Annotated in this window: 22 protein-coding genes and 1 tRNA gene; 11 read left to right on the forward strand and 12 right to left on the reverse strand. The window is 58.8% G+C overall.

Annotation, left to right across the window (positions count from 1 at the left end; translation table 11 throughout):
* The first annotated feature begins 38 nt into the window (after positions 1-38).
* From HUU60_06755 to HUU60_06765, 3 genes are read left to right on the forward strand one after another with little or no spacing between them, the layout of a single operon-like run.
* Positions 39-1,127 (forward strand): hypothetical protein, encoded by a 1,089-nt coding sequence (locus HUU60_06755; GenBank protein ID NUL82410.1) that lies wholly within the window; start codon positions 39-41, stop codon positions 1,125-1,127.
* A complete protein-coding gene (locus HUU60_06760) occupies positions 1,124-1,822 on the forward strand; it encodes a M50 family metallopeptidase (protein ID NUL82411.1) in 699 nt (232 codons plus the stop codon). Before HUU60_06755 ends, HUU60_06760 begins: the two co-directional genes overlap by 4 nt.
* Positions 1,806-2,144 (forward strand): DUF4870 domain-containing protein, encoded by a 339-nt coding sequence (locus HUU60_06765; protein NUL82412.1) that lies wholly within the window; start codon positions 1,806-1,808, stop codon positions 2,142-2,144. Before HUU60_06760 ends, HUU60_06765 begins: the two co-directional genes overlap by 17 nt.
* Before the next feature lie 151 nt (positions 2,145-2,295).
* Here the strand turns inward: HUU60_06765 and HUU60_06770 are convergent, their stop codons facing one another.
* Positions 2,296-3,843 (reverse strand): hypothetical protein, encoded by a 1,548-nt coding sequence (locus tag HUU60_06770; protein NUL82413.1) that lies wholly within the window; start codon positions 3,841-3,843, stop codon positions 2,296-2,298.
* A gap of 60 nt (positions 3,844-3,903) precedes the next feature.
* Between HUU60_06770 and HUU60_06775 the strand changes: the two genes are divergently transcribed.
* Positions 3,904-5,316 carry an aminotransferase class I/II-fold pyridoxal phosphate-dependent enzyme gene (locus HUU60_06775; protein ID NUL82414.1) on the forward strand — a complete coding sequence of 471 codons (1,413 nt, stop codon included), beginning with the start codon at positions 3,904-3,906 and terminating at the stop codon, positions 5,314-5,316.
* Here HUU60_06775 and HUU60_06780 read toward each other — a convergent pair.
* The 10 genes from HUU60_06780 to HUU60_06825 form a co-directional block, all read right to left on the reverse strand.
* A complete protein-coding gene (locus tag HUU60_06780) occupies positions 5,286-6,056 on the reverse strand; it encodes a prepilin-type N-terminal cleavage/methylation domain-containing protein (protein NUL82415.1) in 771 nt (256 codons plus the stop codon). The genes HUU60_06775 and HUU60_06780 overlap by 31 nt on opposite strands.
* A complete protein-coding gene (locus HUU60_06785) occupies positions 5,938-6,393 on the reverse strand; it encodes an OsmC family protein (protein NUL82416.1) in 456 nt (151 codons plus the stop codon). Before HUU60_06785 ends, HUU60_06780 begins: the two co-directional genes overlap by 119 nt.
* A gap of 9 nt (positions 6,394-6,402) precedes the next feature.
* Positions 6,403-7,692: an alpha-L-fucosidase gene (locus HUU60_06790; GenBank protein NUL82417.1), complete on the reverse strand. Its 1,290-nt coding sequence runs from the start codon at positions 7,690-7,692 to the stop codon at positions 6,403-6,405.
* A 171-nt stretch (positions 7,693-7,863) separates the two neighbouring features.
* Complete coding sequence (locus HUU60_06795; GenBank protein ID NUL82418.1) at positions 7,864-8,277, reverse strand: pre-16S rRNA-processing nuclease YqgF; 414 nt, start codon at positions 8,275-8,277, stop codon at positions 7,864-7,866.
* Positions 8,274-11,438, reverse strand: a complete 3,165-nt coding sequence (locus HUU60_06800; GenBank protein NUL82419.1) for a hypothetical protein — start codon at positions 11,436-11,438, stop codon at positions 8,274-8,276. The genes HUU60_06795 and HUU60_06800 overlap by 4 nt, the downstream gene beginning before the upstream one ends.
* 127 nt (positions 11,439-11,565) lie before the next feature.
* Positions 11,566-13,137, reverse strand: coding sequence for a hypothetical protein (locus tag HUU60_06805; GenBank protein ID NUL82420.1), 1,572 nt, complete (start codon positions 13,135-13,137; stop codon positions 11,566-11,568).
* Positions 13,134-14,051: a hypothetical protein gene (locus tag HUU60_06810; protein ID NUL82421.1), complete on the reverse strand. Its 918-nt coding sequence runs from the start codon at positions 14,049-14,051 to the stop codon at positions 13,134-13,136. The genes HUU60_06805 and HUU60_06810 overlap by 4 nt, the downstream gene beginning before the upstream one ends.
* Positions 14,048-15,697 (reverse strand): hypothetical protein, encoded by a 1,650-nt coding sequence (locus HUU60_06815; GenBank protein ID NUL82422.1) that lies wholly within the window; start codon positions 15,695-15,697, stop codon positions 14,048-14,050. The genes HUU60_06810 and HUU60_06815 overlap by 4 nt, the downstream gene beginning before the upstream one ends.
* Positions 15,697-16,230: an RNA 2',3'-cyclic phosphodiesterase gene (gene thpR, locus HUU60_06820; protein ID NUL82423.1), complete on the reverse strand. Its 534-nt coding sequence runs from the start codon at positions 16,228-16,230 to the stop codon at positions 15,697-15,699. The genes HUU60_06815 and thpR overlap by 1 nt, the downstream gene beginning before the upstream one ends.
* Entirely contained in the window at positions 16,215-17,468 is a 1,254-nt protein-coding gene (locus HUU60_06825; GenBank protein NUL82424.1) for a competence/damage-inducible protein A, read from the reverse strand. Before HUU60_06825 ends, thpR begins: the two co-directional genes overlap by 16 nt.
* A 75-nt stretch (positions 17,469-17,543) precedes the next feature.
* Here HUU60_06825 and HUU60_06830 point away from each other — a divergent pair, with 75 nt between their 5' ends.
* The 7 genes from HUU60_06830 (at position 17,544) to HUU60_06860 (ending at position 21,183) form a co-directional block, all read left to right on the forward strand.
* Positions 17,544-17,780: a 4Fe-4S binding protein gene (locus HUU60_06830; GenBank protein NUL82425.1), complete on the forward strand. Its 237-nt coding sequence runs from the start codon at positions 17,544-17,546 to the stop codon at positions 17,778-17,780.
* Between the two features lie 27 nt (positions 17,781-17,807).
* Complete coding sequence (locus HUU60_06835; protein NUL82426.1) at positions 17,808-18,350, forward strand: DUF1579 family protein; 543 nt, start codon at positions 17,808-17,810, stop codon at positions 18,348-18,350.
* A 25-nt stretch (positions 18,351-18,375) separates the two neighbouring features.
* A tRNA-Leu gene (locus HUU60_06840) sits at positions 18,376-18,464 on the forward strand.
* Positions 18,465-18,470: 6 nt separating this feature from the next.
* A complete protein-coding gene (ruvX, locus tag HUU60_06845) occupies positions 18,471-18,860 on the forward strand; it encodes a Holliday junction resolvase RuvX (protein ID NUL82427.1) in 390 nt (129 codons plus the stop codon).
* Positions 18,850-19,857 (forward strand): endolytic transglycosylase MltG, encoded by a 1,008-nt coding sequence (gene mltG / locus HUU60_06850; GenBank protein ID NUL82428.1) that lies wholly within the window; start codon positions 18,850-18,852, stop codon positions 19,855-19,857. The genes ruvX and mltG overlap by 11 nt, the downstream gene beginning before the upstream one ends.
* Entirely contained in the window at positions 19,854-20,414 is a 561-nt protein-coding gene (locus tag HUU60_06855; protein NUL82429.1) for a YqeG family HAD IIIA-type phosphatase, read from the forward strand. Before mltG ends, HUU60_06855 begins: the two co-directional genes overlap by 4 nt.
* Complete coding sequence (locus tag HUU60_06860; protein ID NUL82430.1) at positions 20,401-21,183, forward strand: shikimate dehydrogenase; 783 nt, start codon at positions 20,401-20,403, stop codon at positions 21,181-21,183. Before HUU60_06855 ends, HUU60_06860 begins: the two co-directional genes overlap by 14 nt.
* A 276-nt stretch (positions 21,184-21,459) precedes the next feature.
* Here HUU60_06860 and HUU60_06865 read toward each other — a convergent pair whose 3' ends face one another.
* Complete coding sequence (locus HUU60_06865) at positions 21,460-22,545, reverse strand: aromatic ring-hydroxylating dioxygenase subunit alpha (GenBank protein NUL82431.1); 1,086 nt, start codon at positions 22,543-22,545, stop codon at positions 21,460-21,462.
* Positions 22,546-22,579: the final 34 nt, after the last annotated feature.

Consider the following 22,579-nt stretch of genomic DNA (forward strand, 5'->3'; position numbering starts at 1 on the left):
GGATTGCTGGAAAGCCGCTTCGAGTAGAATGACGAAAGATGAGCCTCTCCATCGCCCGCGTCGTCTCAAGCCTGGCCAAGGTCGGCGACCTCTATCGAGCGCAGGGTCTGCCGCCGGAACCGAGCGGCCTGGCTTTTCCCGTCGCCATGGTCAAACCGATGCTGGATCGGTTAGCGGAGGATTTGACCGAGGATCGGCTCCGGGCGATCTTGAGAACGGTGGTCGGCGATCCCGTGCGATTGGACGGGCCTGCCGACGGCTGGCGGGCTTCGGGCTATCTGAAAGTCTTGCACGTTCTTCCGGCGACGCCTTTGGTGGGATGGACCAGCCTGATCTCTGCCGTTTTGGTAAAGAGCCGCTCTTTGGTTAAGCTTTCCCGCAGGGAGCCGTACTACACGGCCGCCTTTTTGAATCTGTTGCAAGAAGCGGATACAGAATTGCGCAACTGGATCGAAATCGTCGACAGCGCCGAGGACGGGATGAACGATGCAGACGCCGTTGTGGCCTATGGACGCGATGCGACCATCGAGCGTCTGCGCGGCATGGTCAAGGGCGAGACGCCGTTCTTTGCCTATGGTTCCCGCTTCTCGGTGGCAATTGTTAACCAAAACGCGCCTGAGGACGCGGCAGCAAGGCTTGCAACCGACGTTGTCCGGCTCTACCAGTCCGGCTGCCTGTCGCCCGCGATCTGTTTGACCGATTTGCCCATCACCGATCGCTTGGCAGAGGCTTTGGACGCAGAAACAAAGCGATTCCCCGCTCGCCCGACCTTGGGCGAGGCGACCGCCGTCCGCAGAGAACGAGAAGCGGCGCTGTTCGACCCCAATCGGTCGGCCCTCGGCCCGGACGATCTTTCGTGGACGATTATTCAGAGCCGCTCGCCGCAGTTCGAGGCGATCGGCGCGTTCAACCTTTTGCAGGTATGCCCTTTGGAAGCGCGAACGGTTATACCGTGGCAGAAGGTGCAGGCCATTGCGGTCGAGGGCATAGCCCCCGATTGGCTGGCGGGCCTGTCGCCTTCGCGAATCTGTCGGGCGGGGGAGATGCAAATGCCCGGTTTGGATTGGCCAGAAAACGGCCGAAGCTTAGTGCGAGACCTGATTCGGTGGACGGCGGTCGAGCGATGAGAGGCGATCAGAAGGCGATGGCGGGCGCGGGGGTTCTGACGCTGCTGTTCCACATGACGCCCGGCCTCAATCTATTGGGACTGCCGTTCATCTACCTATCGACCCATGCGCACGAGCTCTTCCATGCAGCGGCGGCGGTGTTGACAGGCGGCTCGGCGCACTACATCAAGGTGTTCGCCAACGGCAGCGGCGTAACGCCGGTTACGGGCGGATTCTTGCCGGTCATCGCATCGGCGGGCTATGTGGGCAGCGCGCTGTTGGGCGGCGCGCTGATCTACTTCGGCCGCACGGCTCAGGGCGCGAGGGCGGCGCTGGCCTGGATGTGCGCGATCTTGGCGGTAAGCCTGGTCTTTTGGGTGCGGGGCGATCTGGTCGGTGTGCTTTCGGCCCTCTTCTGGATTGCGCTGCTGGCCTATGTCGTGCGTTATTGGCGCTCGGCGGCGGTGATCTTGGCCGCTCAGTTCGTAGGGCTTCAACTCTGTCTTTACGGCTTGCAGGCTTTCTTCGTTCTGCTGCGAATTACGGCCTATACGGGTCTCCATAACGATGCGAAGCTGATGGAGCGGGCCACGCTGTTGCCGGCCGTCTTTTGGGCGACGGCATGGGCCCTATTCTCGATCGTGATGATGGGCCTGACCTTGCGTCGGGCCTGGCGCGAACCCGCGCCAAGGGGGAAAAATGTCTTATTCGAATGAAGAACGACTTTGGGCGCTGTTGGTGCATCTGCTATCGATCGTGAGTTCGATCATCGCGCCCCTGTTGGTCTATTTGATCTTCAAAGAGAGCGCGTTCGTGCGCTACCATGCGCTACAGGCATTGCTGTTTCAGATTGCGCTGTGGTGCCTTGGAGCCGTATTTGTGATCATGAGCTTCTGCTTGATCGGGATACCGTTTCTGATCGCGCTCATCCCGGTGCAACTGATCTGGCCCATTTACGCCGGGGTCAAGGCGAACTTCGGCGAGCTGTACGAGTATCCGGTCGTGGGCTCCATCGCCCGCCGCTCGGTAGGCATCTAGAACGTCAGTCCAAGCCCTGCGAACGGAATTTTTGCAAATGTAGCACAACTCTGAGTACGAATCTTGACGAAACGTCAGACTTCCGCCGGGCAATCGGTCGGGAGGGCGAGCGTCCCCGCGAGCCATGACCACTTGCTCGATGCCTTGCGCTCTAATGTCCGCCTGGCGGGTTAGGGGTAGTGATAGGCGATTCGACCTTGGCCTTGACCACGATATTGATGTAGCTCGGCTTGGTCTGACGACCGCCCGAATCGACCGCGATCAGCTTATATTTGGTCGTCTTCTTGGGAGATACCTCGGCAAATCCGATCGGATCGTTGTTGTTCACAGACGGCTCAACGATGACCGTGGCCGCGTTCAGCGCTTCCCAACTGAGCCGCACCGTCTCGCCCTCGTTGATCTCCAAAGTAGAAGCCTCGAACCGCACGATTCGCGCATCGGTCGGCTCTAACACCTTTACGGTCAGCTTCTTCTCCGCCATCAGACCGGCGGTGTTCTTAGCGCGAAGGCTATACTCGGTCGTCTTGGTCGGACGGTGCTCAAAGATCGGCGTGTCGGGATCGATTTGCTGTCCGGGCGGGCTAATGATCACGGTCGTGGCGTTCTTGACCGAGAACTGAAGCTGAACCGGCTCGCCCGCGTAAACTTCGGGCACATCGGCGGCAAATTTGACGATCTCGGGCGCGGCGGGCGGCGGCGCAGCGGTTACCGTGATCGGATACTCCTTCGTGATGCGGCCATAGCGATTCTCGGCAGTGATCTTGATCGTCGTATTGCCGTTGGGGACAAACTCGAACGAGCCGAATCGAATGCGAGAGCGGTCCGTGATAAGCCCTGGTTCAGGTTCGATCACCAGCCGGTCGGCGTTTCGGGCTTGCCACCGAATCTCAACCTTTTCGCCTGCCACCACCGTTTCGGGCGATATGGCAAAATCCATGATCTCGACCGGTTGAGGCCTCATAAAGTACCCAATCAGCGGAATCAAAAGCAGTAGCAACAAGGCAACCAGCCCGGACGGACTAATGAGAGAACGGCGCTCCAATTGACCTTGAAAAGTCGCGCTGAGATAAGGATTGTCGACCGAGCGCGCGCTGACGGTGAAGCCGAAGAGCTTAGTGGGCGCAATGACCGGTCGATTGACCGAGCGAGCTCGCAAGTAGACGCTGCTCGACTCGCCCGGCTTAAGCATCGCCCGTTCGGTCTCGAACTCAAAGACGCATTCGTCCTCCGGCTCGTTGGCAAAGAGCTGCAAATTCTGCTCGGTGTTGCCCAAGTTTTGCAACCGCGCCTCAAACTCGGCTTCGGGCTTAAAGTAGCTCATGGTCTGACGCTTGGGGTCCAGTTCGAGCGTCAAGAGGTTGTAGGGATTGATGACGAGGTTGGCCTGTGCTAGTTCGGTCTGTCCGTTCTCCAGCGATCGGGCTTTGATGACAAAGGGATAGACGCCCGCTCGACTTTCGCTGGATCGCGGAGGGCGAATGAGAATCTTCTCTCGGGATTCTGCGCCCGGTTCCAATCCGACGCTGGGCACTGGGATGGCGCACCATTCGGTATCCAACCCTTCGACCTCTAAGGAGACCTGATCTCGCTGCTCGCCCAGGTTGCGAATGAGCACGGCGATCTGGGCTGCGCCGCCCGGTTCGACTCGAGCCTCTTCTTCGGCCAGCTCAATCTTTATCTGCGATCCGTTGCCGCTCAATCCGTTCGCCTCCCCTTAGACCGGCTACGATTCTGTCTTGTATAATAGGCGAAAGTCAAGATGCCCGAATCGATAGACGCGCCACGGCTGTCCCTCACATCGTCGGAGATGCGCCGCCTGGCAGACCATGTGGTCGCGCTCGTGATAGAACGTTTCGACACAAAGAGCGATTCCCCTATCGGCAAGCGACCGACCAAAGCGGAATTAGAAGGACTGTTCGCCGAGCCGCTTCCGGCCAAAGGCGACGATCCTATGCGTCTGATCGATCAGGCCGTCGAGCAGGCGTTCGGCAACACGATCCGCGTCGATCATGCCCGATACTTTGCCTTTGTGCCCGCTCCGAACCACTTTGTCGGCGCGATGGCGGACGCTCTTTGCGCGGGCTTCAACGCCTTTGCCGGCACATGGATGGTGGGCGCAGGCGCCGCTCAAGTCGAGCTGACCGTCATGGAGTGGCTGAGACAGATCGTTGGGATGCCGGACGGCGCGGGCGGACTGCTGGTGAGCGGCGGCTCGATGGCAAACCTAACCGCGCTGGTGGCGGCCAGAGAGGCCGTGCTGGGGGAGGATTTTGGCCACGGGGCGGTTTATCTGTCCGACCAAACCCATTCGAGCGCGATCAGGGCTTTGAAGGTCGCGGGGTTTGCCCAAAGACAGATCAGGGTCTTGCCAAGCGACAAGAGCTTTCGATTGCCGTTTAGCGCGTTGCAGGCTGCTGTCAGCGAAGATCGAGCGGCAGGGTTGTGCCCTTTCTGCGCGATCTTGAACGCGGGCACGACTAACACAGGCGCGGTCGACGACTTTGAGACGATCGTGCCATGGGCAAGGTCGGAGGGACTCTGGATTCATGCGGACGCGGCCTATGGCGGATTGGCGGCCGTATCGCCCAATCAGAAGCCCAAACTGGCCGGATTGGGCGAGGTCGATTCGATGGCGATCGATCCGCACAAGTGGCTCTATGCGCCGATAGAGTGCGGCGGCGTGCTGATGCGCGATTTTTCTTTGCTTAAGCGCGCCTTCAAGATCCTGCCGGACTACCTTTTGGACAAAGAGCGAGACGCGGGCGAGGTCGATTTCTGCGACCATGGCATTCAGCTTTCAAGGTCGTTTAGAGCGTTCAAAGTATGGCTAATGCTGAAGACCTTTGGGGTCGAGGCGTTTGCAGAATCGGTGGATCACAACGTGCGGCTGGCAGAGGTCGCGGGCGAGCGATTGGTCGCTAAGGGGTTCGAACTGGCGGCGCCCCCCAGCTTGGGGATCGTAGCGTTTTGGCATCCAGAAGCCGACAGCGCCGCGCATCGTCGAGCGGTCGATCGCCTCATCGAGGATGGTTTCGCCATGGCCAGCTCGACTCAGCTGAAGGGTCGGACGGCCTTGCGAATGTGTACGCTCAGCCCTCTTGCGACTAAAGAGGATGTTGAGCAGACGGTCGATAAGTTGGCTCAGTTCGTTCTGGCGTCTCGCAGCCACTGAACATGGCCGTCCAAGAAGAGGCGGTTCCTCCCTCCAAAATGCACCGCTTTGCCCCGTAAGTTAGGATTGACGGGAGCGATGGCTGGGAAGTAGGGATCGACGGTCAGTTCCACGTCCGATAGACTCTCCGGAAAGCCAACGATGGGGTTCTGCGCCAGCTGCAGATCGACAATCGCGCGATCGGGAAGCTTGCCCCAGAGGTTGTCCAAGGGTACGGGATCGTCGGCTCGGTCAAATCGCCAAATCCAGTAGCGCGCGCCGTTCTGTTCAACCTGGATCAGCCTGCCTAGGTCGGTCGATTCGACGCTCGGGCAGTTCCAAATCGCTCTCTCGACCGAGTAAGGCTTTAGGACAAGAGCGGCCCATCCCGCGCGAGGGTCGCTGGACGGCCAATCGCTCCACGGACGATAGCCGAGCGCCGTTTTAAGGTCGCGGCGATCGGGCATCAAGCCCGCATGATCGTCCAAATAGAGCGACCAGGCAACGCCAACCTGCCTAAGATTGGACGAGCAGACCGAACGGCGGGCCGTCTCGCGGCTTCTCGCTAGAACAGGCATCGCAATAGCGGCCAAAATCGCGATGATCGCGATCACGACCAGAAGCTCGATAAGGGTGAAGCCGTCAGCCCTTGACGATATTGGGACTGACCTCGATCTGAACTTTGTCGCGCACGGCGTTGGTAATGATGCAGTAGCCGTCGGCTTTATGAGCGATGTCGTTAGCGAGCGCGATCTGTTCATCGGTAGCGTCGGCGGCGAGCCGGATGGTCGGGCTGATCTCTACACGGGTAAACACGAACATGCCCGTCCGCTGTTCCACTTGCCCCTTGGCTTCGGTCTCGATGCCTTCGAAAGGCAGCTTCCTGTTGGCCGCGATGATGCCAAAGGTGATGCTATAGCAGGCCGCGATCGCCGAGGTGAGAAGTTCTTCGGGATTTGTGCCTTCGTTCGTACCGCCGAACTCGCTGGGAACGCCCAGCGCCGCTGTATGTCCTGATCGGATGGAGTGGGAAACGCCTTGACCGTCCCGGCCCCCTATCCACTTGACTTTGACTAAATATTCATGTGCTGTCGACATGGACCGATTTTACCTCTTGGGCAGAAACGGGTGAGCCTGGATCAGCCGGAGCATCGGATCGCTCAGCGTTTCGACCAGACGCACGCGAACGGCATCGGCTTCCAGATTTTCAAATCGGTGAATGCGTTTGTGGCCGATGGCGGAGCCTTCGGCGATTGTCTGCCACTGGCCGTTAACGCGGGCTTCCAGCGCATATCTTCGAACTCGCTCGCCGCGCGCGATCTCTTCCATCAGCACGATGTGCCCTATGGGCGTCTTGCCGCGCAGCAGAAGAGTCTCATCGGTGCGAGCGCCCTGCTTGGTCGCCAGCGGGATAGAAAACAACCGCTTGATCTCGTTGCCCATCTCCTCGCCGCGCTTGAAGTCGGCTTCGGGGATCAAGCCGGTCGGATCGGGCGTGTGGTTGAGCAAGAAGACCGCCCCATGACCGACCGAGCGGTAATACATCTCCATAAGCGCGTCAAGGCTTTTTAGGGTTTTTTCGTTGTCCGTTCGCCAAAACCAGGTGTTGCGGATTCGGGCGTCGCATTCGTTCGGCAGCCAGCGGTCGCCATCAGGATCGCCGTCGGCCGCAGTGTAGTCGCCCCATTTCTTAGCGCCGGAGCGAACCGAGTTCCATGCGGGGTAGGGGGCATAACCGTCCTCGTTGCCGACCCAGCGGATGGTGGCTTGCGGACCCTGAAAGATCACGGCGTTCGGCGCGTGTTTCTCTAGAATGTCTCCCACATCGAACACAAGGCTGCCGTCGAACCAGACTTCCATCATATCGCCGTAGTTGGAGAGCAGCTCGGTCAGTTGGCGGCGATAGAGCCTTTCGTAATCGGCTTGTTTTGCCGGATCTTTGGCCCGGCCTCCAACATTGGCGCCGTGATAGTCGTCTCGCGGCGAGAGGTAGACCCCTAAGCCCAGTCCATGCTTCTTGCAAGAGGCGGAGACATCCTTCATCACATCGCCCTTGCCGCCTTTCCATGGCGTGTTCTTAACGCTGTAATCGGTCGTATCGGTCTGCCACCAGCAAAACCCACCCTGGTGCTTAGCGACAAAGACGAGATACTTTGCGCCCATCGCCTTTGCGGCGCGCGCCCATTGGTCGGTGTCGAGCCTCTCTGGGTTTAGCTCGGAAAGGGGCGTCTTAAGGGTGTCGCCCTCAGAATCTTGCCAAGTGTTGGGGGCAAAATGGATGAACGTCCCGATCTCCATATCGTGCCACTTGTACTGCACTTTGGTTGGGATCGCGATCCGCCTGCCATCTACTTCGATGGGGGAGGCCAACTTGGGCGGGTGGGTGCGCTGAAACATGGCCGAGTATACCTTTGGCTTACTTTTGGGCTAAACAGGAACTACGTAGAAACCGAAAATATTCGTGGGAACAAAACCCTTGCGCGGCGCGTAAAGTTAATTGAAGCGAGAAGCAATTACGGCAATGGGCGGTGATGGTCTTTGCCCTCCTTTCACCATCACCGCCACTTTTTATCCGAGGCGGCTCGCTTCGTCGTCGGTTATCTTTTTCAATCTCAGCAGCATCGCCCATGCGGCGTAGGCATCGATCGGTTCCGGCGGGGTCAAGAGGCCGCGAGGGATCCATCTTCGCCACCCTTTGGGCGGATTGCGCTCAAAATAGAGCTTTCGCGCCTCCAGCGTGGTGCCATGCTCGTCGGCCATTTTCCACTCGATCGACGTTTCTTGCCGGATCTTCTTGGAGTGAGAGCCTGAACCAAGGATGAGGCGGTCTGGCGCGAACTGCTTCATCAGGGATCCAAGCGCATCGTTTAGGCTTTCCCGATCCACGACGCCGAGGTAGAGAGGAGTCTGCGGATCCTCCCAATCGACGATCGCGATGCCGCACTTTTGACTGCCGGGATCGACGGCCAAGGCTCGGCTCATCGAATCTCTAAAGCTCCGGAGGTTCCGGGCGAGGCAAGCCGAATCATGAGCCACTTGTTCTCTGCGTCGAAGGCGAATCCGGATCGGAGCGGCGCTAAATCGAAGATGAGGCGATCCAAGTCGTTGGCTTTAGGAATCTCTTGACCGTTGTACTGGACGGCGGCAGGCTCCGAGCCGCTGGCAACCAGAACGAAGGCTGCGGGCAAAGAATGGGCGTAGCCCAATTCGATGATGAGGGCGCCATCGATCTCTTGGGCGCGGCGCAATCCTGGCGCTGTGATCGTTCTGTCCGCAGTTGCTACCGATCTTGGCTCGATTTCTATACCGGCCAGCAATGCGACGTTGGGCGCCAGCAGGCGCGGGTTGAGGTCCCAGTGATACTCTTCTTCGCCTTTGACGATGCTGTATGCATCGGGATAGAAGCCTTGGTTCTCGGGATGCTTTTGGGTCGTGTACGCCTGCTGTTGAACGCCGGACAGGGCGATAGCCTCTGCAAGTGTGCGCCAATCAAGGCTGTTGTCGAGTTCGGCCAATCGGAACAGAGCGCGAGCATAGGCCAAGCCGCACCATTGCACGGCCACTCCGAACCAGGCTTGGCCCGTTAGCCATGTGGCGCCAAAAGCCGGAATGGTCGCGCCGCGCATGATAGGCCGGTCGTTCATCGACCAGCAATAGACGAAAGGCAGACCGCTGAGCGCCCATCGCCGGGCAGAGGACAAGTGAATTGGATTGCCCGTTACGGCATAGGCGTTTAGACAGGCGGTCAGTGCCCGCTCGGCCGCCAAAATGTCGGGCACGGAAAGCGTCAGCTCCCAGGTTTGCGCGCCGTCGGGCCTTGATAGACCGTCGAGGAAGTCGAGCGCTTTGTTCGCGCTTTCTAAGACCGAGCGATCGCCCAACATCAGGCGCGATTGCCACAGAAGTCCTGCGTTTTGACCACAAAGCCCGCTGCCGGTTCTTTGCCCGCCAGAGAGCGCCTTGTGCCGCTCGCTTTCCGGCTTCCAGTCCCAACTTCCGTCCGGTTTTTGGCTCTTTTCCGTTTCCTTTGCTTGAGATTGGAGATTCTTGAGCGTTCTGTGCAACCCGCCCAAATAGAAGGCGGCTTGCCATCCAGGCGGATTGGGCACGGCAGACCGAACTTGATCGATAGCCCGTTGGCGGCGCATATCGGTCTCGGACAGAGCGTGCGCCAAAACCCAAAGCGGCGCCGCGACGGTCGGATCGTAATAGGTTGGGCCGGTGTTGGTGTGCTTCCAACCGCGCTGGTCGGCCACCCATGCAGCCAACAGGCCGTCAATGCTGAGTTCGACCGCCCTCATTCCGGTTCTTTCGGCCGCAGGAGGACGCGCAACGCCATAGAGCTTGGAGTACGCCTCAAACGCCTCGGTGATCGACCGCGCTTGAGAGTTGACATGGACGGTCGCCTTTAGAGTCATCGCCTCGCCAAAAGCGAGCCGGAAAGGCTGTTTGGCCGTAAGAGCGTTTTCGTCGATCCATCCGGGCGGACTGGGCGCAAACAGCGCGAGGCGGTGATGCGCGCCCGTCCACGGCCCGATTTCGTCTGGCGCGGGCGAATAGAACAGGGCGCTGGGAGTGCGGCTGCTCCCCGCGTACGTTTGCCACGGCTCCCAATGCATCATAAAGAGGCTCGGACCGCTGCGCACGGCCATCAGCGGCATCGTTATCTTGTACGGGTGCGGCGCCAACCGAAGGTCGTTCGGAGGAGAGACGTTCTTGGAAGATGAGGAGCCTTCGTCTGCAGTAAGCCACTCTAAGCCGGGGAAGACGGCCTCGCTCTTTTGAGCTCCGAACGAGCCGTCGCCTGCTCTCCAATCGGGAAAGCGAAACGAGTAGATGTCTGCCGTCTGGGACGCGGTCATTCGAGCCGAACACTCGACCTGGCCGTTGACAAGTTTGTATTCGAGCGTGGCGCGACCAATGGGGCCGAGCGTACCGGAGACGGTCAGACTGGGCATGACGGGGTCGGCCTGAACATTGGTGATGCGGAACGGATGGAACTTGGGGACGCCGCCCTGGCCTGTCAGGCTGGCGGTCGCCAAAGGCGAAGAGGCCGCCACCAGCGACCAACGCCCTGCAAGCCGAACATAGAGCCGTGCCGCTCCGCCTTGAGCGGACGGGCTGACGATCAGACGGTAGCGGTCGTTCTGCGCAATGCCATGCCGATTGTTGACAACGCCGACCTTGCCTGTTTCGGCTAGGTTCTGAGGCAAAGAGGCGATCGAAAGGGTAAGAGAAACCGCGTCTGCGCCAGCGTCCGAGCGCAATCGAAAGAGAAGATTCGGGTCGGTCGAGGGGACGACTCGGAACAGATAGTGAGCCGTCGCGCCGGGCGAGATGGGGCGGTTCTCTGGTTCCTTATGAGGCGTTACGCGCATGTTCGCGCCTGGAAAGGCATGGAGTTCAAGTCGGCTGCTAGAGTATGTGCCAAGTCCCGTGTTAGTAACGGCGACCACAATATCGGCGCCCTCCCCCGGTTGCACAACGGCGCGTTGGGACTGGGCATAGGCGATCTTTAGCCTTGGCTGGAAGCCGTAATGAACGGCGCGCTCTTTGTTGGGGCCTTCCAATCGGATGCTAGATGCGCCCGGAAAGGCATATCGAACCGCGCGCGCTCCGCGGCCTATGGTGAACGTTTGCGGCTCGCCTTGCTCGGGCCGGATGGAATAGAAACCCGGTTCGGGCAGAATCAGTACGCCCTCAGGTGGAAGCCGGTTGGGGTCGAGCGTCTTGGCTAAGCGGTCTGTCAGTCGAACGATCTGCGGCTCGGCGATATAGAACCAATCGTAGTTGCTGTTTGCCTTTGCGTGCGCCGAGAGCACGATGGTGAGCGGCTTGCCTTGAAACTCATCAAGATCGATCGAGATCGGTCGCCAGCCGCTTTCGGACAGGTCGGCGCTCAGATCCTCTTGACCATTGAGAAATATGGAGAAGCGAACGCCGTCAAATCCTTTAGGGTCGGTCTGCTGGATGGCGGCATCGTCCATGCCTGCCCACAGGAATAAAACGACTTTCTCGCCCGGTTTTGCCGCCGGAAGGGTCGTTTTCCATTCGGCGGTCGCAGGTCGATTGGTCGGATGGAGCATCGCGGCCTGCTTCTCGACGCCTGCCGATACGGTCCGACCCCATCGAAAGGGCTGCAATGCGTTTTCGACACGGGCGGCGGCGGGATCAAGAGCATGTAAAACGGATGCCGCATCCGGTCTTTGGGCATTAAGTGCGAGCGAAAGGACAAAGCACAAGACGAGGGGGCACAACCGCATGACTCTATTATTCGGCGTTGACGTTGGGCCTCCTTGATATTTGGACGAGCGCGTACAAAAGGATAGCGAGACTAATTCCGGCATAGAGGGCATTGATCGCCAGCGACTGGCCGGTGATCAGAGGCCTGAGCGGATTTAACCAAAACGGCGCTTCGACTATAACGCGATACGGCGCGGGGATGATCGCAGTAAGGCGTTCCAAGAAGAGCGCGAAGCCCATGCACGCTACGACGAATCCAGACATGAACCAGCCGGCCCGCTCGGCATGCCATCGGGCATTAACGCTATTGATCGCCGGCTCGGCTCTCAAGTTAAGTCCGACGTTGTTCTTAAGATATCCCAAGGTGAAGGCGAGATGAAAGCAGACATGCACGACGGAAGCGCAGAAGAGCGAAAGAATTCCGTCCCTGTCGGGCGCCCATCTGGTGGCGCGATAAATGGCCTCGACAACGATGAACGCCGTTCCTAGGCTGGCCGCCGCGATCCACATCGCGCCTTTGAGCGGCTGCTTGATTCGACCCATGAGAGGCCCTTTGAGCCCGAACGCATAAGGCATCGCAAGAGGCATGATGATTGCGTCGAGCAGGATCAAGCAGAAGAGATAGGACCACCGCGCAGCGGTCTCGGCCTCGGCGGAGGATCGAACAGCGCCAGAAGCATACCAGTAGGCGTTGAAGTATGCGGCTAGCCAGAGCAGGATCAACCCAAATCGCCTGCAAAAGGCGTAAGAACGGTCGTTCCATTCGCCCAATCGCTGGCCCGCTGCATGGATAGCCCAGATACAAAAACCCATCATCAGCAGGAGAGTCGGCACGATCAGGGGGAAAGAAAGCCCGCCCACAGTTGCGGCGTAGTTCTTGGACAGAGAAGCCAGCGGCGCTATCCATTGGTGGATGGGCAATGGAACGGCTCGTCCAGCCATCGCCATAGTCAGCGGATAGATAAATCCAACGATAACGATCGCGAGAATAACCGAACCGAACACCGGCGTTTGCCTCTTTTCCTTTAGAGTCTTGCCTGAGATATCCGCACCCAAGCCCTCCGTGTCCGCCTCTGGATAGCACTCGTGGTGAGCAAGGTCTCGAATGACGATCGCCAGCATCATGATCGAGCCCAGCCAGATGATGAGAAGCGATTGGACGTACTCGATTACGGGAAAGATCGTGGTCTTGCAGATGGCGACGCCCGCTGGAAGGCTGCACAAAAGCGCAATGCCGATCAATGCGGCGCCCGTCAGCCACCGAGCCAGAAGCACCGCGCGAGCAGGCAGTCCCGTGATGACCAGATGACTAAAGAGTCCTCGCCCAAAATCGGCCTCGAAGAGCGATCGGCCGACCATCGGCACGATTGCGAGCATGAGAATGCCTTGAACGACGATCGTACCATGATAGACCCAAGCAAGAACGTCGAGGATTCGATCCGTGCCCTGCGCCCTCGGCCAAGCATAGGTCATCGCCAGAACGACGATCGCGGCGACAGCGGACGCTGCGGAAATGACGAGAAGAACGTCCCAGAACGCCTTGCCCCGCAACTGGCGCTTAAAGTCGTAGACGAACAGTTCTAGCGCGGCGCCCATCATCGGGCCGCCTCCGAGACCGGGACTCGTTCGCTCTTGCGGAGAGAGGATTTGACTGCGGACGCGCAATGCTTGAACAAGAGATAATTGAGAAACAGATAGACAGGAACCATGACGAAACCGATCTTGGGGCTGATGACCGCTGTAAAAGCGACCAGCACCGGCGGACAGAGCCAGCCGATCCAATCGACGAACCAAACGATGGAGAACGGATTGTCGATTTCAAGCCAATGGAACTTGATCCAATACCAAAGGAACGCGACCGTCGCGTAGGCAACCAGACCGCCAAAAACGGCAAGGGTTTGAGCCTCGCTTACCGTCCGGCCGTTGATGCTGAAACGCTCCATGATGAGAGTCGCTTGGATGTACCCCAACCCAGCGATAAGGCTGACTAGAACCGTGGCCGAAAGGCCTCGAAGAAACGGAAGGTGGATCAGGCTCAGCACGATGCCAAAGGCAAAAATGAGAATCGCCAGGTGGAGCGCGGTGATCAGCGCGGGCACAAGCTTGCCCACAACGATCTGTTCGGGCTCCAGCCGAGTGAGGGACACTGCGCCGATCGTGCGCGCGATGCGCTCTCTCGCAAAGCTGCCGCGCCTCTGCCCTTCGTGCCCCAACCGGAAGATTACAAAGATGGCGGCCCATACGATGATCTGAATGCCTCCCACGGGCGAGGCAATAACGGGCGACCTCGCGCTGCCCCCTCCATATACCAGCCACAGCGCGCTCGCGACATAGATCAGCCAAACCGCTGCCCAGAAAGGATAGATCCACTTCATCTTCCAAGGCATGATCGCATTGACCGACTGGAGAGCCGGTTTATCGAGCGCCACCGAAGGAAAGTGGTACCAGGATTGCGGATTGTCCTCGAAGTACTTCTGTTTAAGCCGAACCGCCTTCTCCAACAACGCCCTCACGGTAAAGTCGCCTCCAGCATCGCTGTATGGACATTGGAAGGCAAGCCCTCAATGCCTGCAACTCTTGCCGTTACAGATATTGAGCGGGCGTGAGTTGGAAAGGTCGGCCTGGCCGCACCTTCTTGGCCGAACAGCTTTGACTGCCCCGGCTCCAGTCGATCGGCCAGGTGGACGTTTACATTGTTCGCATTGAGCGAGACCCCGGTCAGCGTTGCACGGGTGTCGTTATCGATCCGGACTACTTGAGAGAGGCCTTTGTTGTCGGAAACGCGCTCCACTCGTATTGCGCCTCCTAGGTCGATGGCCTGCTCGACTCGAAACGAGACCTCGGCCACGGTCGCGTTGTAGCCTTCCACCACAGTTTCGCTGCCCTCGTTGACGCTGACTCTTTGCGTGCGGGAAGCGAAGAAAGCGCCGGAGTAATCGACCACTGCGTCGGCAGGGAACGTCTTTCGCCATTCGCCGCGGGGGGCTAACCATCTGATTTCCCCGCTAGATAGATAGATAGGCGAATCGGCGGATCCAATAAGGCGAAGCTCTGGCGCTCCGGCGGTTTTGACCCCGGTTTCCGGCAACGATTGCGAGATGATTATTGCCGCAATCGCGCACAAAGGGGCGATCAGGACGGGACCGGTCGTCAAGCGGCCCATCTTTCGCAGCGCTAAGCGCAAGATAAGCAGAGAGAAGAAGAACAGAGCGAGACAGACCGAAGCCAGGATCATGCGGTCTTTGTCCACCTCAAGAAGAACGGTCGCGGTCTCGGGCCTTCTGCCCTGTTCAATACGAGACGAGGCGATCTGAAGAATGTCGGAAAACCGCCTTTGACTGGCCGCGCTCGTTGCATAAAAATAGACTTCGCCTTGACCGTAAGGCTTCAGTATGGGCGGATGGGGCGCCGACAAACTTAATACCCGGTTCGGTTCATAGATCGCCTGCGGCTCGCCGTCAACCACCGATTGACCGATGATTTTGGGAGCCAGGTCGCCGAGCAGGCTGCCTTTGAGGCCCGGGAAAGGCCCGATGCCGGAAACCGCCAATCTCCCGCCCGACGCGATCCAAGCAAGGATAACGACCTGCTGCTCTCGGCTGAGCCTTTCGGCGCCCTCCACCAAGATCAAGACGCTTACAGGTCGAAGCCAGCGAATGTCCAAAGGCGCATCCTCGGGAGCCATGTAAACCGGCGCAGGAATTCGAGACGCGACCCAGCGGCTTCCTTGCCCGAGCGCCCTCTCGGCCATCAAACGGACCGCTTCGAAGCCGCCCTTTAGGTCGCCTAGCACGACGAAAGGCGAGTCGAAGGTCGGTGATAGATTGAGTCTGATTTCGCGCCTCGCGCCATTCTCGGGCTGCCAATAGAGCGCGGGCAACAGGCTCACTCGGCCTCTGCGTCTAGTTGTGCGAGGCTCGTCAAAGAACACGTCTATTTCCTTTCGCGCCCCCGTGGGAAGCTCGATGGGGATAAATCGCTGTTCGCCTCCCGACCCGATCAATTCCAGCCTTCCCGATTCGGCCGCGCCACGATTGATCAGCTCGACTCGGTGGCTGGCGCCGAAACCGCCGGCCTCGCCCAAGTGGGGCTTGGCGACGATTTCTACCTGAGCGGAACAGGCCGCAAAAGAGATCAGAAGCGCGAGCGCGGTTCGCATCAGATGTCGACCGCCATGATCTTGCAGGCTGTCAGGTAGCGCGATCCGGAGGGGCCGAGATGGCTATCAACAAGGTCGAACGAGTCGACCGGCATCTTTGCAACCGATTCTTGAAAATCACCCCAACCGTCCCATCCTTTCCAACCCCTTTTAACCCTGGCCAAAGTTACATGGCCGTGAAAGGGATGCTCGTCCGCCGGAATGCCTATCTCCGCTAACGCTTGATCGACCTGCTTGGCCAATGCGCTCAGCGGACCGCTCTCCGCGCCCAGCCAAATCACTCTCGGGTTTCGCTGATTGGGAAAAGCGCCCAACCCTCCGACCTTTATCTCAAAGGGCTGAAAAACGACCTTTGTCAGCGCCGTTGCAACGCGGCCAGGGTCGTCGCGCTCGCCGATGAACTTGAGCGTGATATGCAGGTTCTCCGGCTTGACCCAGGCCAGTTCTGGCATCTCCTGCTTGAGCCGATCCTGAAGACTGGCGATCTTCTCTCTAGCCTGATCGCCGAGACCGACCGCTACAAAGAGCCGCATGATCCCAATAGAACGGCCTTCCTCAGTAGCGTAAGCGCCGCTTGCACGGCCCTTTCCCGCACAACCGCTCGATCGCCGATAAACTGGTATCGCGCTGTGTGGGACGCATTGGCGTCGGCCAAGCCGATGAAGACCAGGCCGACGGGCTTGTCTTCGCTGCCGCCGCCAGGACCGGCGATGCCAGTAATTCCGATCGCCCAGTTCGCGCCGGTCTGTCTCAGAGCGCCTTCCGCCATTGCACGGGCAACCGGTTCGCTGACCGCGCCGTAGGATTCCAGAATCTCAGCAGGCACGCCCAAATACCTCTGCTTCATCTCGTTGCTATAGGTTACAAAACCGCCCAAGAAAACCTCGGAACTGCCTGCAATCTCCGTGAGTTTGGCGCCCAACAATCCGCCTGTGCACGATTCTGCCGTCGCCACGGTTTGGCGCTTCGATTTGAGCAGATCAACTAACGCCATAGCTAGAGTTTGATCGTCAATGCCGTAGACAAACTCGCCGACCCGCTCCCGGACTCTTTGCTCCATCTCGGCGATTAGGGCTTCGGCCTGCGCCTTGTCCTTCCCGCGGGCCGTAATGCGAAAGTGGGTCTCTGCGACATGCGCCAGGGGAGCGACCGTTGGATTCTCGCTTCGCGTCAGTTCGCCCAACATCTCCTCGGCTTTCGATTCGCCTATGCCCGTCAAACGCAACACGCGAGAAACGATCGCTTCGCCGACAAAGCGCTGGGCCAAGTCTGGCAGCACGATTTTCTCAAGCATCGGCACAAATTCGTGTCGCGGGCCAGGCAGCGCATAGATCAGCTGGCCGTTCCATTCCAGTCTAATCCCTGGCGCGGTACCGTGAGGATTGGGCAAAGATGCGCTTCCTTCTGGCCGCATCGCTTGGCGAAACTGGCGATCGTTGGTCGTCAACCCGCGAGACCGAAAGAGCTGTCGAAGATGCTCGGCAAGGTTTTCATCGTGAATCAATGGACAACCGGTCGCTTCGGCGATCGCGTCTCGGGTTAAGTCATCTTCTGTCGGCCCCAAACCCCCAATCGTAAAGACGACGTCCGCTTCTTGCAAGGCTCGCTGGATGGCTTCGGTCGCTCGTTCCAAATTATCGCCGACGGTGTACCGACGATAGACTCCAATGCCGATCTCGGCCAGTCTTTGGCCGAGCAGCGGCGCGTTGGTGTCCACAATCTGCCCCAAGAGCAGTTCCGTTCCGATGGAGACGACTTCGGCGCGCGCCATGCCCATTTTGTACCCGATATGGCCGGGTATACTCGGTTCAGTTCGGCGCTTAAGCCGAACGGGAGGCTGTGCCGAATGCCGTATGTGATTACCGAGCCTTGTATAGGCGTTAAGGATAAGTCGTGCGTGGCCGTCTGCCCGGTCGATTGCATCTACGAGGGCGACGACATGCTTTATATAAACCCGGACGAGTGCATCGACTGCGGCCTGTGCGAGCCAGAGTGCCCGGTCAGCGCCATCTATGTCGATACCGACGTGCCGCCCGATTGGCGCGAATACATAAAAAAGAACGCGGACTTCTTCAATAAGTAAGGCCGCGGCACTAAGGAGGATGAAGCAATGAAGCTTCTCGCAACCGCAGTCGCAGTCGTTAGTCTGATAGGATCGGCGTTTTGCCAGGATTGGAAACAGCCAGCCCCAGAGGAGATGAAGCAGCTCGGCTTTCTAGTCGGATCGTTCGCCGGCAAGCAGCACATGGAGTTTGGCGGCCAAAAGATGGAATCGGACGCCGTGGTCAACGCTTCCTGGCAACTGGACGGACGCTACATCCGGTCGGACGTCAAGTACACCATGACAGGGATGGAGGGCGAAATCTCCGGCTTCATGGTGCTCACCTATGTGCCCGCCAAGAAGCAGTTCCGAAGCCACTGGTTCGATTCGTCCTCGCCCGACTATGTGGAGATGTTTGGCACGATGCAGGGCAACACCCTGACGCTGACCAGCGGCGAAGTGGAGATGCCCGGCATGGGCAAGTTCCTAATGCGGTCAACGTGGACCAAGATGAACAACGGCAATGTGGGCATGAAGCTGGAAATGAAGCAGGGCGACCAGCCTTGGTTCACCCTCATGTCCGCCGAGTACGCCAAAAAGGCCGCCAAGTAGAATAGGTATAATTGACCGCTCTGGCGCCGGAGTGGCGGAATAGGCAGACGCGCCGGTCTCAAAAACCGGTCCGGGGGGACTCGGGTGTGGGTTCGATCCCCACCTCCGGCACCATCAGATATGCGCATCGTCGCTCTGGATTATGGGGAAAAGCGGGTTGGCATGGCCGTTGGCGACACCGACCTGCGGATCGCTTTTCCCCAGTCTCCCCTGCCCAACAAGTTCGATCTGATCGTTAAAGCCATCATGGAGCAAGGCGCCGAAAAGGTCATCGTCGGCATTCCCATCGGCTTGGGCGGCAAGGTCGGTCGATCCTCGAAGAAAGTCGTTCGCTTCGTCTCCGATCTATCGGCCCGCCTCAACATCCCCGTCGAGATGGTCGATGAGCGGCTGACCACTAAGGAGGCCCAGCGCCGCCTGAGCGAAGCCGGAGCCTCGATAGAGAAGAAGAAGGCGGCCGTCGATTCGATGGCCGCCGCGCTGATACTGGAGGTCTATTTTGGCCTCTAAGCGGGCGCGAGTTCTCTTAGGGACCATCCTCGGCATTGCGCTCGTCTTTGCTGGCCTGGGGTTCTATGTTCGCCACCAAGCCGCTCCCGTTTCCTCGCGATTTGCGCCGCAACTGGTCAAACTCCGCGAACCCCAAAGCCCCGAAGAGATCGCCAAAACTCTGCAGAAGCGCCATGTCGTCCGAAATCCGTCGCTGCTGGCGCGATGGCTGAAATGGAAGGGCAAGTCGACCATCGCCGCGGGCGACTACGAGTTTAGCCCCGATCAGTCGATGTGGCAGATCGCCGACATCCTGATCCATGAGCGGTTTACGGTCAATTGGGTTTCGTTTCCCGAAGGTTGGACGATGGCTCGGATCGCCGCGAGACTGTCCGAGCGCGGCATAGCCGACGAAGCTGAGTTTTTGGCGCTGTGCCAAAAACCGATCGATATCAATGGAAAGACGATCAACCCGCCATCATCGGGATTTGAAGGCTATCTGGCGGCGGACACCTACCGACTGCCGCCAGGCACGGGAGCAGAGGCGGCAATGCAAGCGCTGATAGCCAACACATATCGGCGATGGAATGCCGAGAGAGCCGAGAAGGCTAAAGCCTTAGGCCGCTCGATGCACGAGATTTTGACCATCGCCTCGATGATCGAAAAGGAAGCAGCCAAGGACGAGGATCGGCCGCTCATCGCCGCGGTCATATATAATCGGCTGACTAAGAAGATGCGTCTTCAGATCGATGCGACCGTGCTATACGGAATGGGCCAATGGAAAGAGCGCGTGCTCTACGCCGATCTTAAGCATCAGTCGCTTTACAACACCTATTTGAACGACGGCTTGCCGCCCGGCCCGATCGCCAGCCCGGGCATCGCGAGTCTGGACGCCGCGCTCAATCCGGCCAAAGTCGATTACCTGTTCTACGTAGCCAAAGGAGACGGATACCACCAGTTCACGTCCTCGTACAGCGACCATTTGAAGGCGATTCGGGAGATCCGCAGTCAGAAATGAGCGAGCGATTTGCACCAAGCCGATTTCGACGCGAAGATGCGCCCGAATGGCTGCGTCGTTTTTGTCCTCACGAGACGGTCGGCAACGTGGCGGACGTGGATCCCGATGCGCTGAAGGCACGAGGCATCGCCGCCGTTCTGCTCGATTTGGACAATACTTTGACGCCTTGGCGCAGTTACGACGCTCCAGACGAGATCGTAGATTGGATCAAGAGAATGCAGGAAGCGGGGTTCAAGATGTGTTTGACCTCGAACACTCGCCGTCGCTCTCGACTGATCGAGCTGAGCGAGCGGTTCGCCATACCCTATGCGTTAGGACCGATGAAGCCCCGAAAAGGCATCTTGCGCAATGCGCTGGAGATGCTGGGGGCCAAACCCTCGGAAGCCGCGATCATCGGCGATCAGATGTTTACGGACGTCTGGGGCGGCAATCGACTGGGGCTGTACACCATTTGGGTGCGCCCATTGCACCATAAAGAGTTTTTCGGCACCAAAATCAGCCGGATGGTAGAGAATTGGCTGGTGAAACGCTTGGAGCCCTATCGTGAAAGAATCTAAGGTCGTTGCTCTATTCGGTCATCCAGTCGGGCACAGCCGCTCGGCAGAGATCCAGTCGGCATTCTTCGCGGCTCTCGGTCTCGATTGGGAATACCGCGTTATCGATGTTCCGCCTGATGCTCTGAAAGCCGCGATCAACGATCTGCGTACGAACGGATGGGTCGGCGCCAACATAACCATTCCGCACAAAACGGAGGCGCTGGCCTTGGCCGACGATTCGACCGAGGCCGCGGGATTGATCGGAGCCGCCAACGCGCTGTTTTGGAAGGGCGGAAAGTTGATCGCGGACAACACCGACATGGCCGGGTTCTTGGCCGCGCTCGATGCAACGGGCGCGGCCAGGTCGCCTGCAGTCATCTTAGGCTCGGGCGGATCGGCACGGGCGGTTCATGCCGCATTGGGCGGGGAGGCCATGGTTATTAGCCGCAGTGCCTGCGACTGGTCCATTTTGGCCAGAAAGTGGGGCTCGCCCGAGGCTATCGACGCCATCGGACGAGCTAGGCTGCTAGTGAACTGCACGCCGGCCGGTATGTCTCCCAACAAAAATGAAATGCCCGAAATCCCTATCGAAGTGCTCTCGGCAGATTGCTTTGTTTTCGACCTCGTCTACAACCCTTTAGAAACCAAGCTTCTAAAAAACGCCCGCGAACGAGGCCTGCGATGCAGCAACGGATGGTCGATGTTGGTGTGGCAGGCCGCCTTCTCGTGCGAACGATGGGCTGGCAGAAAGGTCCCGACCCAAGCTGTTCGAATACTGATCGACGGCTAGAAAAAGATTGCCGGGCGGCCCGTAGACGCCCGGCAATGGCAGGTGGAGTTCCCTCTAAGACGAGAGGTTCTTTGAGCTATGAACCGATAAACCTCTCGCTCTCCTTTTTGTTGCTTTTGACCCAAAGGGCCGAGGTGTACGCATGGGCCGCAGCGCGACGCTTGTCTTGGCCGGTACAGAGCGTCCGCCGCGACCGTGAGGAGATTAAAGCGTTTAACTAGTCCCAAAAGGAAAGGGACTTGCGTCCTGATTTGTACCGGGACGATAGTCCTGGGACTATCCGTTCATAAATCGGGCAATGAGGCTGTGAAAGCGATGAACGCCGTCTTCTCTCTTGGGACTATAGCGGCCTCGGTCGTAAAAGCGAGATCGTGCGCCGCGCTGAACAAGCTCCACGACAGCCTCGTCTTCGCGCTCGACTCGGTCCAAAGCCGCGCCCGCGCCGCTCTCGATCTTCTTTTCGTCCCACACATAAGCGATAAAGGAGACCTTGGTCAAATCGGGCGCCAAAGGCCGAACCACATTGATCGAAAGCCCCCAAGGATAAAAGTTGAACATTAGATTCGGAAAAATCCAGTAGTAGTAGGCCGAGACGATCTTGCCGGCATCGGGCGAATCGGGCGGCAGGTCGAACGACTGCTCGCCGCCTTTGCCAATGCCCAGCTGAAGCGTGCCATAAGGGAAGAGTTCAACCTTGTAATCGCCGTAGTCCAAAGTCTCGTTCAGACTACTGTGGATGTAAGGGATGTGAAAGCCTTCTAAGTAGTTATCGACATAAAGCGCCCAGTTGGCCTTCACCAGATAATCGCGCGACCGCCCAGGATCATAGGCGAACTCTCGCAAAGGTAGCCAGCCGACGCGATCGACCATCGGTTTTAGAACCTCTTCTAGCGGCGCGCAAGGCGACAGGCTGACGAAAAGGTGCGGCCCCCAAGCGGCCCAAGGGATTTTGGATAGGTCGTCCCTCTCGGATGGGAAGCCCTCGACGCCCTCAAACTCCGGCATCGACTGAAACCGGCCGTCCAATCCAAACCGCCGACCGTGGTAGCGACAGCGAATCAGCCGCTCATTGCACGCGCCCTCGACCAGCGCCATGCCGCGATGCGTGCAGACGTTGCTCAGGCAATGGACGTTATCCTTCTCATCGCGGGAGAAGAAAAGCGGCTCGTCCAGACAGCCCTCCAACAAGATGAAAGGATGAAGCTGGCCGGGCGCCTTGATCGCGCTGTCGTCCGTAATCCACTGCCACGATCGGGCAAAGATTCGCTCCTTGGCGGCTTCAAAAACGCTCGCATCAAAATAGAAGGCGGAAGGCAGCGTCCAAGCTCGACGGATGTCCGAGTCCACGGTGAAATCGCTCATCGAGGCGAGTCTACCCGGCAGGAAGCAGGGCGGT

The sequence above is a fragment of the Armatimonadota bacterium genome, from assembly GCA_013359125.1.
Classification (GTDB): domain Bacteria; phylum Armatimonadota; class Fimbriimonadia; order Fimbriimonadales; family GBS-DC; genus JABWCR01.

Bases quoted from the DNA above. Each gene is read 5' to 3' on its own strand.
- ruvX (NUL82427.1), top strand. From the start codon at position 18,471: ATGCGCATCGTCGCTCTGGATTATGGGGAAAAGCGGGTTGGCATGGCC.
- HUU60_06865 (NUL82431.1), bottom strand. From the start codon at position 22,545: ATGAGCGATTTCACCGTGGACTCGGACATCCGTCGAGCTTGGACGCTG.
- HUU60_06755 (NUL82410.1), top strand. From the start codon at position 39: ATGAGCCTCTCCATCGCCCGCGTCGTCTCAAGCCTGGCCAAGGTCGGC.
- HUU60_06775 (NUL82414.1), top strand. From the start codon at position 3,904: ATGCCCGAATCGATAGACGCGCCACGGCTGTCCCTCACATCGTCGGAG.
- HUU60_06760 (NUL82411.1), top strand. From the start codon at position 1,124: ATGAGAGGCGATCAGAAGGCGATGGCGGGCGCGGGGGTTCTGACGCTG.
- HUU60_06785 (NUL82416.1), bottom strand. From the start codon at position 6,393: ATGTCGACAGCACATGAATATTTAGTCAAAGTCAAGTGGATAGGGGGC.
- HUU60_06815 (NUL82422.1), bottom strand. From the start codon at position 15,697: ATGCGAACCGCGCTCGCGCTTCTGATCTCTTTTGCGGCCTGTTCCGCT.
- HUU60_06835 (NUL82426.1), top strand. From the start codon at position 17,808: ATGAAGCTTCTCGCAACCGCAGTCGCAGTCGTTAGTCTGATAGGATCG.
- HUU60_06795 (NUL82418.1), bottom strand. From the start codon at position 8,277: ATGAGCCGAGCCTTGGCCGTCGATCCCGGCAGTCAAAAGTGCGGCATC.
- HUU60_06790 (NUL82417.1), bottom strand. From the start codon at position 7,692: ATGTTTCAGCGCACCCACCCGCCCAAGTTGGCCTCCCCCATCGAAGTA.
- HUU60_06830 (NUL82425.1), top strand. From the start codon at position 17,544: ATGCCGTATGTGATTACCGAGCCTTGTATAGGCGTTAAGGATAAGTCG.
- HUU60_06825 (NUL82424.1), bottom strand. From the start codon at position 17,468: ATGGCGCGCGCCGAAGTCGTCTCCATCGGAACGGAACTGCTCTTGGGG.
- HUU60_06765 (NUL82412.1), top strand. From the start codon at position 1,806: ATGTCTTATTCGAATGAAGAACGACTTTGGGCGCTGTTGGTGCATCTG.
- thpR (NUL82423.1), bottom strand. From the start codon at position 16,230: ATGCGGCTCTTTGTAGCGGTCGGTCTCGGCGATCAGGCTAGAGAGAAG.
- HUU60_06780 (NUL82415.1), bottom strand. From the start codon at position 6,056: ATGAACAGATCGCGCTCGCTAACGACATCGCTCATAAAGCCGACGGCT.
- HUU60_06855 (NUL82429.1), top strand. From the start codon at position 19,854: ATGAGCGAGCGATTTGCACCAAGCCGATTTCGACGCGAAGATGCGCCC.
- HUU60_06805 (NUL82420.1), bottom strand. From the start codon at position 13,137: ATGATGGGCGCCGCGCTAGAACTGTTCGTCTACGACTTTAAGCGCCAG.